The 14,845-nt window shown below is 46.4% G+C and carries 12 protein-coding genes and 1 pseudogene; 5 read left to right on the top strand and 8 right to left on the bottom strand.

What is annotated here, in order from left to right; translation table 11 throughout:
• Nucleotides 1–154: 154 nt before the first annotated feature.
• Both F0316_RS17455 and F0316_RS17450 read right to left on the bottom strand, forming a co-directional pair.
• The gene (locus F0316_RS17455) at nucleotides 155–1,075 is read right to left on the bottom strand and encodes an SEL1-like repeat protein (RefSeq protein ID WP_002052840.1); all 921 of its coding nucleotides are present in this window, start codon (nucleotides 1,073–1,075) and stop codon (nucleotides 155–157) included.
• A gap of 67 nt (nucleotides 1,076–1,142) precedes the next feature.
• Nucleotides 1,143–1,427, bottom strand: a complete 285-nt coding sequence (locus F0316_RS17450; RefSeq protein ID WP_000526406.1) for a type VI secretion system PAAR protein — start codon at nucleotides 1,425–1,427, stop codon at nucleotides 1,143–1,145.
• Between the two features lie 643 nt (nucleotides 1,428–2,070).
• Between F0316_RS17450 and F0316_RS17445 the strand changes: the two genes are divergently transcribed.
• Entirely contained in the window at nucleotides 2,071–3,750 is a 1,680-nt protein-coding gene (locus tag F0316_RS17445) for an RluA family pseudouridine synthase (protein ID WP_114813095.1), read from the top strand.
• 41 nt (nucleotides 3,751–3,791) lie between these two features.
• Here F0316_RS17445 and F0316_RS17440 read toward each other — a convergent pair.
• Nucleotides 3,792–5,571 (bottom strand): annotated as a pseudogene (locus tag F0316_RS17440) (SulP family inorganic anion transporter).
• 189 nt (nucleotides 5,572–5,760) lie between these two features.
• Between F0316_RS17440 and F0316_RS17435 the strand changes: the two are divergent.
• From F0316_RS17435 to F0316_RS17425, 3 genes are all read left to right on the top strand, one after another.
• Nucleotides 5,761–6,411, top strand: a complete 651-nt coding sequence (locus F0316_RS17435; protein WP_001010777.1) for an HAD family hydrolase — start codon at nucleotides 5,761–5,763, stop codon at nucleotides 6,409–6,411.
• A gap of 175 nt (nucleotides 6,412–6,586) precedes the next feature.
• Nucleotides 6,587–8,143 carry an EAL domain-containing protein gene (locus tag F0316_RS17430; protein ID WP_149560763.1) on the top strand — a complete coding sequence of 519 codons (1,557 nt, stop codon included), beginning with the start codon at nucleotides 6,587–6,589 and terminating at the stop codon, nucleotides 8,141–8,143.
• Between the two features lie 14 nt (nucleotides 8,144–8,157).
• Nucleotides 8,158–8,514: a rhodanese-like domain-containing protein gene (locus F0316_RS17425; RefSeq protein ID WP_001249605.1), complete on the top strand. Its 357-nt coding sequence runs from the start codon at nucleotides 8,158–8,160 to the stop codon at nucleotides 8,512–8,514.
• A gap of 36 nt (nucleotides 8,515–8,550) precedes the next feature.
• On the opposite strand, the gene F0316_RS17420 is transcribed toward F0316_RS17425, so the two are convergent.
• Both F0316_RS17420 and pncB read right to left on the bottom strand, forming a co-directional pair.
• The gene (locus F0316_RS17420) at nucleotides 8,551–9,591 is read right to left on the bottom strand and encodes an oxidoreductase (protein ID WP_142740459.1); all 1,041 of its coding nucleotides are present in this window, start codon (nucleotides 9,589–9,591) and stop codon (nucleotides 8,551–8,553) included.
• Between the two features lie 30 nt (nucleotides 9,592–9,621).
• Complete coding sequence (gene pncB / locus F0316_RS17415) at nucleotides 9,622–10,929, bottom strand: nicotinate phosphoribosyltransferase (protein WP_148524487.1); 1,308 nt, start codon at nucleotides 10,927–10,929, stop codon at nucleotides 9,622–9,624.
• 398 nt (nucleotides 10,930–11,327) lie between these two features.
• Here pncB and F0316_RS17405 point away from each other — a divergent pair, with 398 nt between their 5' ends.
• Nucleotides 11,328–12,044: an NUDIX hydrolase gene (locus F0316_RS17405; RefSeq protein WP_000637375.1), complete on the top strand. Its 717-nt coding sequence runs from the start codon at nucleotides 11,328–11,330 to the stop codon at nucleotides 12,042–12,044.
• Nucleotides 12,045–12,056: 12 nt separating this feature from the next.
• On the opposite strand, the gene F0316_RS17400 is transcribed toward F0316_RS17405, so the two are convergent.
• The 3 genes from F0316_RS17400 to F0316_RS17390 form a co-directional block, all read right to left on the bottom strand.
• The gene (locus F0316_RS17400; RefSeq protein WP_142740458.1) at nucleotides 12,057–13,301 is read right to left on the bottom strand and encodes a zinc-dependent metalloprotease family protein; all 1,245 of its coding nucleotides are present in this window, start codon (nucleotides 13,299–13,301) and stop codon (nucleotides 12,057–12,059) included.
• Between the two features lie 42 nt (nucleotides 13,302–13,343).
• Nucleotides 13,344–14,033, bottom strand: a complete 690-nt coding sequence (locus F0316_RS17395) for a hypothetical protein (protein WP_164366052.1) — start codon at nucleotides 14,031–14,033, stop codon at nucleotides 13,344–13,346.
• A 277-nt stretch (nucleotides 14,034–14,310) separates the two neighbouring features.
• Complete coding sequence (locus F0316_RS17390) at nucleotides 14,311–14,667, bottom strand: winged helix-turn-helix transcriptional regulator (RefSeq protein ID WP_000382999.1); 357 nt, start codon at nucleotides 14,665–14,667, stop codon at nucleotides 14,311–14,313.
• Nucleotides 14,668–14,845: the final 178 nt, after the last annotated feature.

Genomic DNA, 14,845 nt, shown 5'->3' with positions numbered 1-14,845 from the left:
GTCTAAATATTGTTTGCGATGATCTAATACCCAATAAATATGAGATGGCATTCTATTCATGGAGACAAAAAAGTAATCGAAAAAAAACCCGAAGCGTGATCTTTTACCCAAAAATATATCCAATAACCATACTTAAATAATACTTAACAGGGAACTAATTATCCCAGTAAGCATCATGGTTGAAAAAAGGCTGATAATTTTCGAGTTGAAGCTCTATTTTCTCTGAAATTTCTTTTTCATGGTCACTTAATTGCATTGAAATATCAAGCAGTTGCTTTTGACTATTTTGGTAGACATGACTCAAGCGATCGCTGCCTGCCACTTCTAAATATTGATTGAAGTAAGCCTTGGCCTGCTTAAGATCCGGCTCGACAAAACGATAAAACTCACTCTGTCCACTGAGAATACCGCCCATCGCCACCAAAGAAGTGAGATCGCCACGCTGTACTGCCTGCTGGCGCCAATAATAGGCATCTTGGTATTTACCTTTATTTTCAAGAAGTTGAATATAGTTTCTTATCGCAGGGATATAGCCCGTTTGCGCCGCTTTCAGATACGTTTTTCGAGCTTCGGTTGCTCGGCTACCAGGCATGGGATAACTGCCCTCTCCTTGCTCAATCTGTTGCGCCATAAGCATCAGAGCTGCAGGGTGTTCAAATTCAACTGCAATCGTTAAATAATGCTGTGCAAGCTTGGGATTATCCTTTTGATGGTACAGCGCGAGCTCATAAGCGGCCTGACTCGGTTCACGAGAGCCTAATTCAATCAAAGTATCGTAATAAGTTTGTTGCCATAAACTGCGTTCTGCGGCTCTGAGCCACTCACCGTTTTGATACAACACTCGCATCGCTTGACGGCTTCCACCTTGAGCAGCGAGCAATAAATAGTGCTGGCTTTCAGGCGGAGTGCGAATGGTGGTTCGGTAGTTAGCCACTTCCATCGCATAAAGATAAGCCGCACTTGGCTCACCAAGGTCTGCTGCGTATTTCAAGTATTCGCGAGCGGCTAAATTCTTAAATTGCGCACGCAGCAAACGACCATTTTCGTAGGCTTGCTGAGCACTCAACTGCTGCATATCGTAGTTTATTTCCTCGCTAAAACTACGCCCTACAAACAGAAGAGTTACGATAAAAATCAGGGTCTTAACCGATGTTGACACTGCTTGCTCCCTGTAATACGCCACCACAATCGACCGCATCTCCAGCCCTTGCTGCGGGTTTACCATCAATCATCACGGTACCTGAGCCTGCGGCAATCGCACGGCCATGGGGCGGATGCTTGGGCTTGTCATGAGGGGCTAGAGGATCACCAAGCCGAGCCGCTGGAATCCCATCATAACGCACAGTGGATGAGCCTGCGGTCACTGGCGTTGGCGGGAAACCATCATGATCTGTACCTAAATGTCCTACTACGATTCCGTTACCCATATTCTGTCCTCATAGGTTAGTAAAATGTGTTAAAGCAATTAATGTTCCATACTTTTGGAGGTCATTTTTGCTTATCAACCTCATAACTGGGCAATATATTGCCTAAATGGGACTAATCCTCGCCAAATAGGCAAAAAATTGCCCAAAAATAAATAGTGTCATGCTAGTGTCAATAAATAAGAAATTAATATCAACATGGGATACTTATTCCTTAAATGCAAAATATTAGTTTCAATTCATAATATGGAAATAAAAACGTCTCTAATTTGAGATTTCTAATTAATTACATCCTAATAATTAAATAGGCTCAATTAGTTTATTTTCTATAATTTCTCAATATTGAGATAAGTAGAGGCAAAATGAGTTTTAATGACTTATATTTAATGTAAGGCATTGAAATTGGTTGAGTATGATAATTTCCGGAAAATATAATTTGGCTCAGAGTGATTGATAATATCAATAACTTACATAGGAATTTTTTGTCGTTGTAGGCTGGCTATAAATGAGCCCATCACGCATTGCAGCTCTCGCATATTAAAAGATTCACTTTAATAACCCACCTGCGTACTGCTCAAAACTCTACCTGACAAGTTTCACCCAAGCAGGTAAGATGCGTCTTTGCTTTACCCACTCTGTCATTTGTATGTCTGCACTGCCCGATTGCTTCACTCGTTTCACTTCTGTCATCGCTCATATCGCGCTACCCGAGCGCTTTACTTTTCCATTTTGTTATCAGCCACACCCACTGTCTGAAATTGCGGCCGATGAGCTACAGCAACATTTGCTCACTCAAACCGATTGGTATCACCCTTTTGGTTTAACGGAAACCGACCCACAAGCTCACGGCAAAATGTTTGGAGTACTGGTTGTGCAGCATCGCTCTGGAACCTTGGGTTATTTAGCGGCGTTCTCTGGTCAACTGGCTGAACAAAATCGGTTGCCGGGATTTGTTCCTCCTGTGTTTGATCGCTTTGCTGATGCGTCTTTTTTCAGAGTGGATGGCGATCAGATTGCGGTCATTAACCAACAAGTGCGAGAGCAAGAAACTGATCCGGAGCTTGCGGAACTCGCTAGTGCCCTTAAGCAATCTCAGTTACAAGCCGAGCATGAGCTGAGCCAACGGCGTACATTGCACAGCAAGCAGCGTCACTTTCGAAAACAGCAGCGCTTACAAGCAGAAGAGCTACCAGAAAAAGAAAAACACACTCTGTTGGCTCGCCTAGCGGAAGAAAGTGTGCAACAAAAGCGTCAGTTACAGTGCCTCAAACAAGAGTGTGAACAGCGGATTGCGGCTTTACAGCATAGGTTAGATCATAAACTCATGCGCATTGAGCAACTGAAACAGCAACGTAAACAGCGCTCTGCGGCGCTGCAGAAAAAACTGTTCTCCGCCTATCGTTTTGCCAATATCCGTGGCGTTGAAAAGGATTTGGTTGAGCTATTTTCCGTGACCAAAAATCCGCTTCCACCCGCAGGTTCAGGCGAGTGCGCGGCTCCAAAGCTATTACACTATGCGTTCCAACATCAGCTGCGACCCATTGCATTGGCAGAGTTCTGGTGGGGGCGCTCCCCCAAATCGGAAATTCGTCAGCATAAGAAGTTCTATCCTGCATGTCAGAGTAAATGCCAACCGATTTTGGCGCACATGCTAGAAGGGATGGCGCTGGAAGATAATCCACTGCTCAGCAATCCGGCGCAAGGTCAAGACATCACCATTGTGTATCAAGATGACGCCATCGTGGTGGTCAATAAGCCTGCTGAATTTCTCTCTGTCCCCGGTGTGCATGTGCATGATTCGGTGTTGACGCGCTTAAAGGCTCAATTTACCCAAGCAGAAGGGGTATTTGCCCTACATCGTCTCGATATGTCTACTTCTGGACTTTTGGTGTTTGCGCTGACGCGACGTGCTAACAAACAGTTGCAAAAGCAGTTTATTTCTCGTGCCGTCCAAAAGCGCTATGTCGCACTTATCGAAGGAAAATTAAGCGAAACACAAGGTGAGATCCAGTTGCCTTTGTGTGGCGATCTGGATGATAGGCCAAGACAAAAAGTGTGCTGGCAGCAAGGTAAGCCTGCACTCACTCATTGGGAAACCGTGCAAGTGGAGCAAAACCGAACTCGTGTCTACCTCTACCCACATACAGGACGTACCCATCAATTGCGAGTACATTGCGCCCATCATCTTGGCTTAAATGCGCCGATTGTCGGTGACGATTTGTATGGCCTGCAAGACAAACGTTTGTTTTTGCATGCCGAACAACTGAGTTTTGCTCATCCCTACACTAAGCAGCCCATGACTTTCCAAGTCGATGCGGATTTTTAACCGAAAAAGAAAAGGGGCTCAACTTGAGCCCCTAACCATTCTTAAGCCACTTCGGTCGTGGTTGGTTTTAGCAACACGCTGATATCTGGTTCCTTCTGCACCACAGGGACATGGCCTTCTTCCATCGCACTTAGGTAACAACCACTCAGTTTGATGGCTAAATACATATCGGCACGCAGCACGATTCCCCCTTCAGCGGTATTGATCCCGGTGAGATCACACCAATGGCGTAAACTGCGCTTACGCCCCGCCAGAATGAGACGGATACCGCGTTTTTTTCAGGATGCCATGTAAGTCCGCCAGCATCGCCATCACACTCAGATCTAAGTGGGTAAAACTGGCCACGGCATCAATGATCACACAACCCACTTGGGCGCCTTCACGCTCCGTCTGATCGAGAATACGCCGCTTAAAATAAGGCGCGTTAAAATAGGTCAGCGGTGAATTGAAACGGAAAATCACCATGCCGGGGATCGGTTTTGCTTTCTCTGAACCATCGAGTGTGCGCAGCGTTCCTTCCTCATCCAATCCCATCATTTGATCAGTGGGGCGCATCACCAATTTGAGAAATTGGAATAAACCCAGCAGTACCGCCAAGGTGATCCCTGGGATCACCCCAATCACTAACACTGCGATGAAGGTGATGAGTGCGAGGTAAAACGCATCTTTATCGCGCTTTCTTAAATTCCAAACACCTTTTAAATCGAGCAGAGACAATGAGGCGATGATCAGTACAACGCCCAAAGCCGCGACAGGGATAAATTGCAAAGGCTGATAAGCAAAAACCGCCACCAGCGCAATAAACAAGGCTGCAATGACCGAAACCAGTTGCGATTTACCACCATTGGCGTCATTGACTGCGGTACGAGAATCGGCACCACTGATCGCAAAGCCTTGCGAAAAGGCGGCTGCGACATTCGCGACACCAAGCGCTCGGAACTCTTTATCCGCATCAATATCGTAGCCATTTTTAGCCGCAAAGCTGCGAGCGGTGAGCATCATACTCACAAAGCTCACCATCGCTAAGTTGAGCGCAGGCATAACGAGTTCACGGCTGATCCCTAAATCAAAAGCCGGAGCTTGGAACTCAGGTAAACCGCCTTGGATAACCCCCACCACTTGTACGCCCACACTTTCAAGATTCAGTGCCCACACCAGCAAGGCCGCGACCATGATTGCAAACATCGCCGCAGGCCATCTCGGCTGCCAGCGCTTGATCACTAAGTAAATCGCTAAAGTGAGCGCACTCAAACCCAAGGTTTGCCAATGCAAGGAGTACAGCAGCTCTGGCGCTTCAACAATCCGTTCGAGCAGATAACGTTTTTCATACTTGAGCCCCAATACTTTGGCAAACTGACCAACAATAATCGTCAGCGCCACCCCATTAAGCAGACCTAACAAAATCGGCCTTGAGAGAAAATCGGCGAAAATGCCCAGTTTGAGCCGACTCGCCAATATGCACCAAAAACCGGTCATGGCGGTCATGGTCATCACCAGCTGCCAGTGCTTGGTGGTATCTCCGGCGGCAAGAGGAGTCACCACGGCCGCAATCACCGCGCAAGTGGCGGCATCTGGCCCCACAATCAATTGGCGTGAGGTGCCCATCAGCGCATAGACCAACATAGGCAAAACACACGAATAAAGTCCGACAATAGCAGGCACGCCGGTTAATTGCGCATAAGCGATCGCTACAGGCAGCGCTACAGCCACAACAGAAAAGGCTGCTCGCACATCATCGGTTAACCATCCCCGTTGATAATCTTTAAATTGGTAGAGTCCGGGGAACCACTGCCTTATCCACACTGCTTTCACTTCATTCACCTGCTGACACTAAATTGTCATTGTTTTGCAACATAGTTTAGCGGAAATTGCCGCAACTCTCTCGCTAATTTACTGATCTAAAATACCCTTATCTACTGATCCAACCACTACAGTTCTCAGTTTTGGGTTCTCTTGCATCAGGAAAGTATGGGACAATAGCCGCTCACTTTTTTGTGGTAGGTGGGAACGATGAACTTTCAAGCCGCTATTTTTGATATGGATGGTCTACTACTCGATACCGAACGGGTCTGTATGCGAGTGTTTCAAGAAGCGTGTACCGCTTGTGGATTGCCTTTTCGGCAAGAGGTCTATCTCTCGGTGATTGGCTGTAATGCCAAAACCATTAATGGCATTTTGAGCCAAGCTTACGGTGAAGATTTGCCAAGGTTACATAACGAGTGGCGGCAGCGTTATAACGCCGTGGTCATGCATGAAGCCATACCACATAAAGATGGGGTGATCGCACTTCTTGAGTGGCTGAAAGCCCGTTCAATCCCAGTAGCTGTCGCGACCTCTACCCAAAAAGAAGTGGCACTTATCAAGTTGCAGTTGGCTGGTTTAGATCACTATTTTGCGAACATCACCACGGGCTGTGAAGTGACTCAGGGTAAACCTCATCCAGAGATCTATTTACTCGCGGCAGAGCGCTTAGGTGTCGAACCTCAGCAGTGCCTTGCGTTTGAAGACTCGAATAATGGCATCAAAGCCGCTATGGCAGCGCAAATGCACGCTTTCCAGATCCCTGATTTAGTCAAACCGAGCCCCGAGGTGATCGCTCTTGGTCATCCTATTTGCACTAGCCTAAATGAAGTCATTGATCTGCTATCCCCCAATCACTAGGAGCTACTGTGGCAGGCGGCAAGTGAGTGACCCATTTATCAGGCACACATTTGCACAGCCTTCGGCCTTCAGTGAGAGCCAAGGACGGCTTTCATAAACAAAATCTATCAATGCATTGCTTTGCATTTCATTGTGTTACATAGTTTGGACTTATTTGCCACGCTGACGCTCTACAATGGCTAAGGAAAAGACTGTGATTTCAAAAGCACCGATGAGAATCGCGTTTGCCATTCTACTCTCACCCTTGATTATTTTTTTATTGGCTCAGCCGCTCTGGGCTCCGCTTGTCGCACAACATCTGCTTAATCAGAAATTTGCTGAGATTAATCAGTACCTCGAGCAACGCAGTCTGGCTTTAGACAGTATGATCACGCAACAAGTCCAGTCACTGACGTTTACTTGTAATAGCCATGATCTACAGCTAATCCGTGACCCACAGTTTTACAACCGATTTGTTCGTTTGATCGGCATTGAAAATGCACAAGGTGATGGCTGTTCCACCGTAGGTTATCCGATTGCTCTTGCGGCGGATTCATCGGCCTCTGAGCCGATGGGCTTCACTCTCTCTGCAACACCTAAAACCCAAACAGCTTCACGAGAATTGTTGATCCAATATAGCGAACCAAGAGGCCGCGTCTTTTGGGTAGTCGATGGCAGTTGGGCGCAAGAGCTGCTTCGCGAACCTTGCTCTGATTGTTTTTACTTACAGTTTAAGTTTTTGGATCCTATGCTCAGTGAGTTGGCCATTCAGCGTGGCAACATCGCCATACTAGAGGAATCCAATCCGCTTTCTATTCGCCAGCATTCGGGTAACGCTCCTTTCCATAGTGAACAAACCCTGCTTGCTGGTGAGACTTTACTCACTTTTGCACGACAACAGGTTTTCACTTGGGGGATCCCTCTCGCAGTACTGCTTGGCGTATTTCTCTCAGCAAGCTATTTGATTTTACGTAACTATCGTAATTCTATTGAAGGCTTGATTGAAAAAGGCATCAGAGATGAAGAGTTTATTCCCTATTATCAGCCCATTGTCGATTCAAGAATGCAAGAAGTCGTAGGTTACGAAGTGCTACTACGCTGGCAAAAAGGCCACCAACTTGTACCACCCAGCCTATTCATCTCTGTAGCAGAAGATTCTGGCTTGGTCGTCAAGATCACCAACCAACTTATTCAACAAGTCTATCGCGATCTCGCGCTGATCCCCGCACCACGTTGGGTCAGTATTAACGTGGTCGCCGACCACCTTGAGCAACACCATCTGACCCATTTATTGGAAGAGCTACATTGGCCATACACTGAGCGCCTTAAATTTGAACTTACCGAACGAGTCCCAATCAAGGCCATGACTCAAGCGCAAGAGGAAGTGTTTTACCTCTTGAAGAAAGGGTATCAGTTTAAAATTGATGATTTTGGTACTGGCTACGGTGGCTTTGCTTATCTACAAAACTTACAAATCAGTAGCATCAAAATCGACAAAATGTTCATCGATACCATCAACACCCACGATGTAAAAATCAGTGTATTAGATTCGATCATCGCTTCCGCTCAAGGAGGAAACATTGAAGTCATCGCGGAAGGGGTTGAGCACCAATACCAAGTTGATTACTTAGCAGAACGAAATGTGTTTTGGATTCAAGGCTATTTTTACGCCAAACCGATGCCATTAGAGCAAGTTTTGGCATTTGAAAAACAACCCTCGATACCATTAGACTTTGCCACAAGCAAAACATAATGAAGGAACTCGTTATGCGACAAAATGGATTAAAAGCGTTATTGGCCTTATTGAGTGCTTGGTTTAGCTCTGGAGCTCAAGCTTCCGAGCGCGCAGAGCTCGCATGGCAGATGGTCAATGAAGGTGCGCTCTTGATTGATGTTCGAACCGTCGAAGAATATGCGCAAGGACACCTCGATACGGCGCTAAACTGGCCACTGAGCGAGGTAGAAACCGCGTTTAGCGCCATCGAGAAAGAGCGCCCTATCGTGCTCTACTGCCGCAGTGGCAATCGCTCTGGCATCGCTCAGAAATATTTGATTGAACAGGGCTATACTCGAGTGCATAACGGTGGTGGTTATGAAGAAATGCGCCAAGCAGCGAACAAATAGCTCCGCTGCTTAGCCTAAAGCGTGAGTGCTTTAACGTTAGAGAGTCACCGCTAAGCGTTGGCCTTTGGAGCTACTTTCTAACGCTAACTCAATCAGTTGGATCGATTGCAGCGCCGACTCTGCACTCACGGGATTGGATGCACCGTTTCGGATTGCCTCAACCACTTGTGTGAAATAGTGCTGATACCCCCCAAGCTCAGTGATGACGTCTTCACTCCCCTCTGCGTGATACAAGATGCCATATTGTTCGGGCATTTCCTGCGACCACTGAGGGTGAGTAGGACGCTCTCCGGCTTTCAAACGATCTTCCTGCGGATCTAAGCCATACTTCACGTATTTACCTAGGCTGCCAAGGACTTGATAACGCACATTAGGCTCTGGGCTATACAAGTTCGCGTGCAAGCGCACCACATGCTGTGGGTAATACAATTGCAGATCAAAGTAATCTATGGTGGTGGCCTCTGGTCGCATCATCCGGCAATCTGCGGATAACGACTGCGGAAGACCAAACAACACTAAGGCTTGATCCAGTAAGTGGGGCGCTAAATCAAACAAAATGCCGCCCCCTTCTTGCGCTTGTTCCCGCCAACGCTGGCGAACCACAGGACGATAGCGATCAAAGTGCGATTCGAATACCTTCACGTCACCGAGTTGTCCTTGCTCAATCAGCTTTTTGACTGTCAAAAAATCCCCGTCCCAACGACGATTATGGAAGACACTCAATAACCGCCCTTGCTGCCTCGCGAGTTCAATCAAGGTGCGGCCTTGTTCAATCTGCGTCACAAACGGCTTTTCGACAATCACATGCTTGCCATGCTCTAAAGCGAGTTTCGCCAGAGGAAAATGCACATCATTTGGCGCGGTGATAATCACCAAGTCGACATCACTTTCTGTGATGAGCCGCTGCGCCGAATCAAAGTAGGCGATCTGTGGCCAATCTGCTTGTACCACTGGCTGCTGGCTAGAGCTGATCGCGCTTAAGGTGAGCGATTCTAACGAGTCAATAAACGGCAAATGAAACGTTTTCGCAGAGTATCCATAACCGATAACGCCAACCTTAAGTGGGGTATTGGGCATAGCAAGTCGCCTCCAATGGCTTCGCGGCGATTAGGCCGCTGAAATATAGTGTCGTGGTGAACGCTTTTGATGACGCAGCTCTTGGATAAGCGCATCCACATCCAATTCGATGTTAAAGCGCCGTTTGAGATTAGCCAAAAAGATCGGATCTTCACACATGGCTTTTTCCGGTTGATCGCTGATTTTCGCCACCGGGCGACCTTGACACTCCGCAAGCTTAATCACAATCGAGAGTGGGCGATACTCAACCCCCGCCGCATTACGCCAATTCGCTAAATCATTGGTTAAAAAGGTGCCGATCCCGAAAGAAATCTTCACTCGCCCAGCAAAATATTCACACAGATCCAGTGCCTGCCCGAAATCCAAACCATCCGAGAAAATGAAAAGCTTGGTGGTGGGATCAATCCCCAACTGCTGGTAGTGGGCAATCATTTTATCCCCCCAACGGAATGGGCAGCCCGAATCATGGCGTACACCATCATAAGCGTTTGCCAAATGACGGTTGAAATCATTCAAGAAGGCATCGATGGTTAAAGTATCGGTCGGGGCAATGGCGAGCATGCCATCAAACGCCGTCAACCAGCGCTCTAACGCCACTTGTTGTGAATCGCGCTCATTAACCAAAGCTTGATGCCCCATAAACCATTCATGGGCGATGGTGCCAATCGGCTTTAAATCAAATTCACGAGCGAAATGGTAGTTGCTGGTACCCAGCACCCATTGTGGGATCTCTTGCTTCAGGCAAGCCAACACATCACGCTGTACTTGGCTAGAAAAGCGGCGGCGGGTCCCCATTTCGGTCAAAGAAAAGTTGTTGATCCCACGACGCTCAATCTCCGCTTTTAATTGTTCAAGCTTGGTTTTGAGCACCTTCAGTGGTAAATCAGCAGGTACCTCAGCCCAACGCTGACGACTGCGTACTTCAGATACGATCGCCATGACTAAGGTTTCATACAAAATCGTGTCACGCCAACTGCCACGAATACTGATCCGCAGTTGCTGTTTTCCACCTTGTTTGACAATCCCCATCTCTACTTGCTCTTGAGGCACAAAATGGAAATAACGCAACGATTGCAAGAAGGTCGCCTTGAGATGTGACGCATGCTGAGTCAAATAATGAATATCAGCATCCGAAAAGCGCAATGTGCCAAGATGAGCGATCTCCTGACGGATGGCATCAAGAAGTCCGCTGGCATCCTCTTCACTGCGCACAATCAATTCATAGCGCACCGACACATCCGGATAAAAATGGTGTATCGCTTGCATCATATTGATTTTATAAGCATCAAGGTCGAGCAGGCTACGAATGATGTGGGGAGAAAACAGGCGTGAATTCATGATTGCCGTCCTTCAGTACACTTCGGATGTTAGTAACATTTTGTTGCTAACTTTTTCAGGCACGATAATGGAGCCCTCTATGTTTGTCAACTTTTGTGACAAACCCACAATAAACAGAAGGAATCTTCGGTTAAAGCACAGCCAGCACGCCTTCTATACCCAAACTGCTTGGAGTTGCAGGTAGGCGGCAAATGAGTGAATCCCCATGAGCATAGGTACACTATGTGATTGGGGTGAGTGAATGCTGCCAACACCGCTGCAGCTTCAAGTAGGAAGGGTATATGGTATTCAGTCTGCTATAAACTGCCCAACATTCAGTTAATCACATTTTGTTATTTACATTTGACCCTTACCATTCAGTTACCTAGAATAGCCGCACCCTAATGTAGGAACCTTGTATGATTGTCACCATTGATATGATCTGTTTGCGCCTTGCCCCCAAGGGCATTGAGACCTTGTTGGTCAAACGCAGCAATCCAAACCGCCCTGATTGCGGTCTTTGGGCGATTCCCGGTGGTTGGGTGTTTGATGAGGATCTCAGCGCACAAGGTGGCGAACCCGCTGACAAAGATTTTGATTCTGCGCGTCGGCGCATCTGCCGCCAGAAAATCCATACTTACCCCAACTTCATCAGTGATCCTTTGGTGGACGGTAATCCTAAGCGCGACCCAAGCGGTTGGAGCATCAGTATTTCTCACTATGCCCTGCTCAATCATTCCAACGTCACGCAGATTGAAGAGGCTGGGATGGATAAGAGCCGTGTTAATTGGTTTGCACTAGAGACGATTTTGCAAGGTAAACAAGTGCTGGCGTTTGATCATGTGGCGCAAATTCAGCATGCATGGAAAAAACTGCGCGCAGCGGTTGAGTACACTTCAGTCGTGCTGTTTTCACTTGAGCAGGAGTTTTTGGTGGCGGATATTATTGAGGCTTACGCCAAATTCGGAGTGGACGTCAATCGCATGACGGTAAAACGTCGGCTGATCGATACAGGGGTAATTGTCAGTACTAATAAAATTGCCGCCTCTAGCAAAGGTAAAGGCGGCAAACCTGCGACGGTTTATCGCTTAGCCAGTAACGAAGTCATCTATTTTCAGACTTGCTTGCGTGGCTAAAAAACTAAACACTTACGGGAAGGTGATTTGGAACTGGTTCAAGGTGCCCAATTTGCCACCGAAGTGATCTTGGATCTCAAGACGCCACTCTCCTTCAGCAGCAGACGGATCAACGTCATTTAGCGTGAATTGCACTTTATAACTTTGGCCACGATCATAACGGTTTGCTTGCTTCAATACCCAATAGCTTCCATCTGGAGCATACAGCCTAATGCTCAGATCGCCACGGTATTCATGGGTAATGTCAATCGCAACCTGCGCCGTGCTGGATTGCTGAGCGCTTACCACGATCGGCAAAGTCAGGATCTTCATATCCGGTAGTGCAAGCGGACCTTTTATCGTAACAACGTTATTCGTATTGTCTGTCGGTTCTGTATCCCCGGGATTTCCATCATCAACCGGAGGATTTGTACCCGTGTAAACTTGCGCAATATGTGGAGCCGTGAGGCCTATCGCACGTACTGAGTTAGCATAATCTTTCACACCACAAGGAGCTCCTCCCTCACACAGCAGATCTGGGCTAGAGAACTTATAACTGCGTCCCACGCCAAATAAGTGTGGGTATGCCATGATGGTGGCAAATTGCCCTTTAATCCCATAGCCATAAGCATCGACTTCCGTGCCATCTTTAAGATGTGGAAGATAGAGTGAACCATCTTTATTTTGATACTGCTCATGAGCATGCTGAAGACCAAAGTTATGCCCTAATTCATGGATAAAGGTTTCCGCGCCACACTCATTTAAATAGCTATGGCTATACATGCTTTTCTTTGCATTTTGTGGATATTTCCACGCTGAAGGAGCCACAATCCAAGCCAAACCACAGCTAATTGAGTAACCACCATTCGAGAGACGCTCATAATCGGGCGAGTTATTGATATCAAGGTAGCGAAAAATAGCCACCATATCCGCCCCAACTTGTTGGCGATAAGCTTCAACATCCGCAAAAGCTGGGTCGAGCCGATTAGATGGAGTTGCAGCATAGAGCACTTCACTCTGAGATTTCTTCAATCCCGGTTGTGTGTCGTATTGCACTTCTTTGGTTGCAGCTAAATTAACATTAATGTCCAGACCACTGTCTTTCAGGACTTTGTTCGCTACGTTCACGCTGTGCTGCATTTGAGCGACATGCTCTTGCTTAAACCCTTTCGCAGTATCTGGGGTGTATAAGCCTAATACATCAATTTGGGTCGTAGCCCAAATTGCGGGTGAGCAAAGTCCGACACTTACGGCCAGTGCCAATGACGCCTTTTTCATAATAACTCCTAGTTTTTGTGTAAATGCGCGATAAGCGCGAGGTTAATGAGCGCGATCGTGCGATTGCGTATCGTGCTCGAAACCGTGGCTATCAGGGACTTGGTACACCCATGCTTGGTGTCCGACCCCTTCTATTTTGATAGAACCTTGGGGATGACCAATAAAACCCATGATGGAATGTTGGCCAAAAGTGAATGTCACCGGAAAAGTGCCACCCTGCGTCTCAAAGTTTCCGGCCCATGTTTGTATGCCTTGAGCTTGAGTTTGCGCCTCATCAATCAGAACTCGAATACTCTCTCCATTTGGAAGCTGCAAAGTGGCTGAATCCCCCGCCATTAACACGCGAAACTGATCGATATTTTCAAATTCAATCGCTTGAATTTCAGTGACGGCTTGGCTCTTCGGCTTCAGGTCTGCCAGTTCAGGCGTAGGATTGATGGGCTGCCAGACTTGCTCTACGTTTTGTGGCTCGGTCACGCGAGGATCTTCACCTAGCTCTTGCACCTCTTCCTGCTCATTCACAACCCGATTTTCCGTTGAATCAAGCTCAACAGCAGGGTGTTCATGAATCGATAACTCAATCTCAGGTGTCGGTTTCGGAGCGATGGCGTGCTCCTGCCGCTCATCAGGTAAGTTAGTACGCGGTGTACTTGAATAGGTAAAATAGAGTAAAGAAATACCTAAAAAAAATAGAACAACAAACGATAAAAATAACAACCTTGATAGCTTCATTTGATACACATCCGTGATAAATAAGTGTTGTTGTTATAAATAAAAACGACACAGAAACACAACCTAGATAGTGTGATTTTGTACCAGAAATAAAAATCAACATTATCGAATTAAATAAATCACTGGATGGTGATCAAACTTTATCAATACGTATATTTATCGTAATTTAATTCATGACATAGATTTGAACATTTCATGACATATTTAAAACAGCCTAGATTAGATAAATAAAAAGCCTGCAAATGAGATTGCAGGCTAAAGTGAGTGAATTCGTTACTTAATTACTTTCTAAAAGTGGTTCTCGTTCATTTTCTACGACATGATCTATCCACCGATATAATCCGCTCGCCACGACTCTACCCGATTGGGTCAAGCCGTAATAAACCGTCACGGGTATGGTAGGCTGCTGCTCACGCCATACCCAGCCAATCTCTTCAAGCATCTTCAATCTGTGGCTTAACATTTTTGCTGAAATGCCATTCAATGAATATTGAAGTTCACCAAAACGAGCGGACTCAGAAGAGTCTAAATGCCAAAGTATATGCGTGACCCACTTCGTTGATATTCTCTCTAACTGCTGTAAGGCAACAGTATCATTAATGGGTATTCTTGGTGATTTGATATTTACGTCCACGAATATTCTCTATTTTGCTGTGTTTGATTTGCCATCATATCACTGGAATAGATTTATTAGAATTATTCGCTCATCGATAATTCAGTTACAAATAGTTAGTAGCTTTACTGCTTTTATTTATCATTTCATCTACCAAGAAAATACTTCCCAATAAAAATACAGTTAATTAAATCTATTG

This window comes from Vibrio cholerae, assembly GCF_008369605.1.
Lineage (GTDB): Bacteria > Pseudomonadota > Gammaproteobacteria > Enterobacterales > Vibrionaceae > Vibrio > Vibrio cholerae.
Note: the sequence above shows the minus strand (reverse complement) of the source record. Positions and strands in the feature narration are given on the sequence as shown.

Bases quoted from the DNA above. Each gene is read 5' to 3' on its own strand.
- F0316_RS17445 (WP_114813095.1), top strand. From the start codon at position 2,071: ATGTCTGCACTGCCCGATTGCTTCACTCGTTTCACTTCTGTCATCGCT.
- pncB (WP_148524487.1), bottom strand. From the start codon at position 10,929: ATGAATTCACGCCTGTTTTCTCCCCACATCATTCGTAGCCTGCTCGAC.
- F0316_RS17405 (WP_000637375.1), top strand. From the start codon at position 11,328: ATGATTGTCACCATTGATATGATCTGTTTGCGCCTTGCCCCCAAGGGC.
- F0316_RS17435 (WP_001010777.1), top strand. From the start codon at position 5,761: ATGAACTTTCAAGCCGCTATTTTTGATATGGATGGTCTACTACTCGAT.
- F0316_RS17395 (WP_164366052.1), bottom strand. From the start codon at position 14,033: ATGAAGCTATCAAGGTTGTTATTTTTATCGTTTGTTGTTCTATTTTTT.
- F0316_RS17450 (WP_000526406.1), bottom strand. From the start codon at position 1,427: ATGGGTAACGGAATCGTAGTAGGACATTTAGGTACAGATCATGATGGT.
- F0316_RS17400 (WP_142740458.1), bottom strand. From the start codon at position 13,301: ATGAAAAAGGCGTCATTGGCACTGGCCGTAAGTGTCGGACTTTGCTCA.
- F0316_RS17455 (WP_002052840.1), bottom strand. From the start codon at position 1,075: ATGCAGCAGTTGAGTGCTCAGCAAGCCTACGAAAATGGTCGTTTGCTG.
- F0316_RS17425 (WP_001249605.1), top strand. From the start codon at position 8,158: ATGCGACAAAATGGATTAAAAGCGTTATTGGCCTTATTGAGTGCTTGG.
- F0316_RS17430 (WP_149560763.1), top strand. From the start codon at position 6,587: ATGGCTAAGGAAAAGACTGTGATTTCAAAAGCACCGATGAGAATCGCG.
- F0316_RS17420 (WP_142740459.1), bottom strand. From the start codon at position 9,591: ATGCCCAATACCCCACTTAAGGTTGGCGTTATCGGTTATGGATACTCT.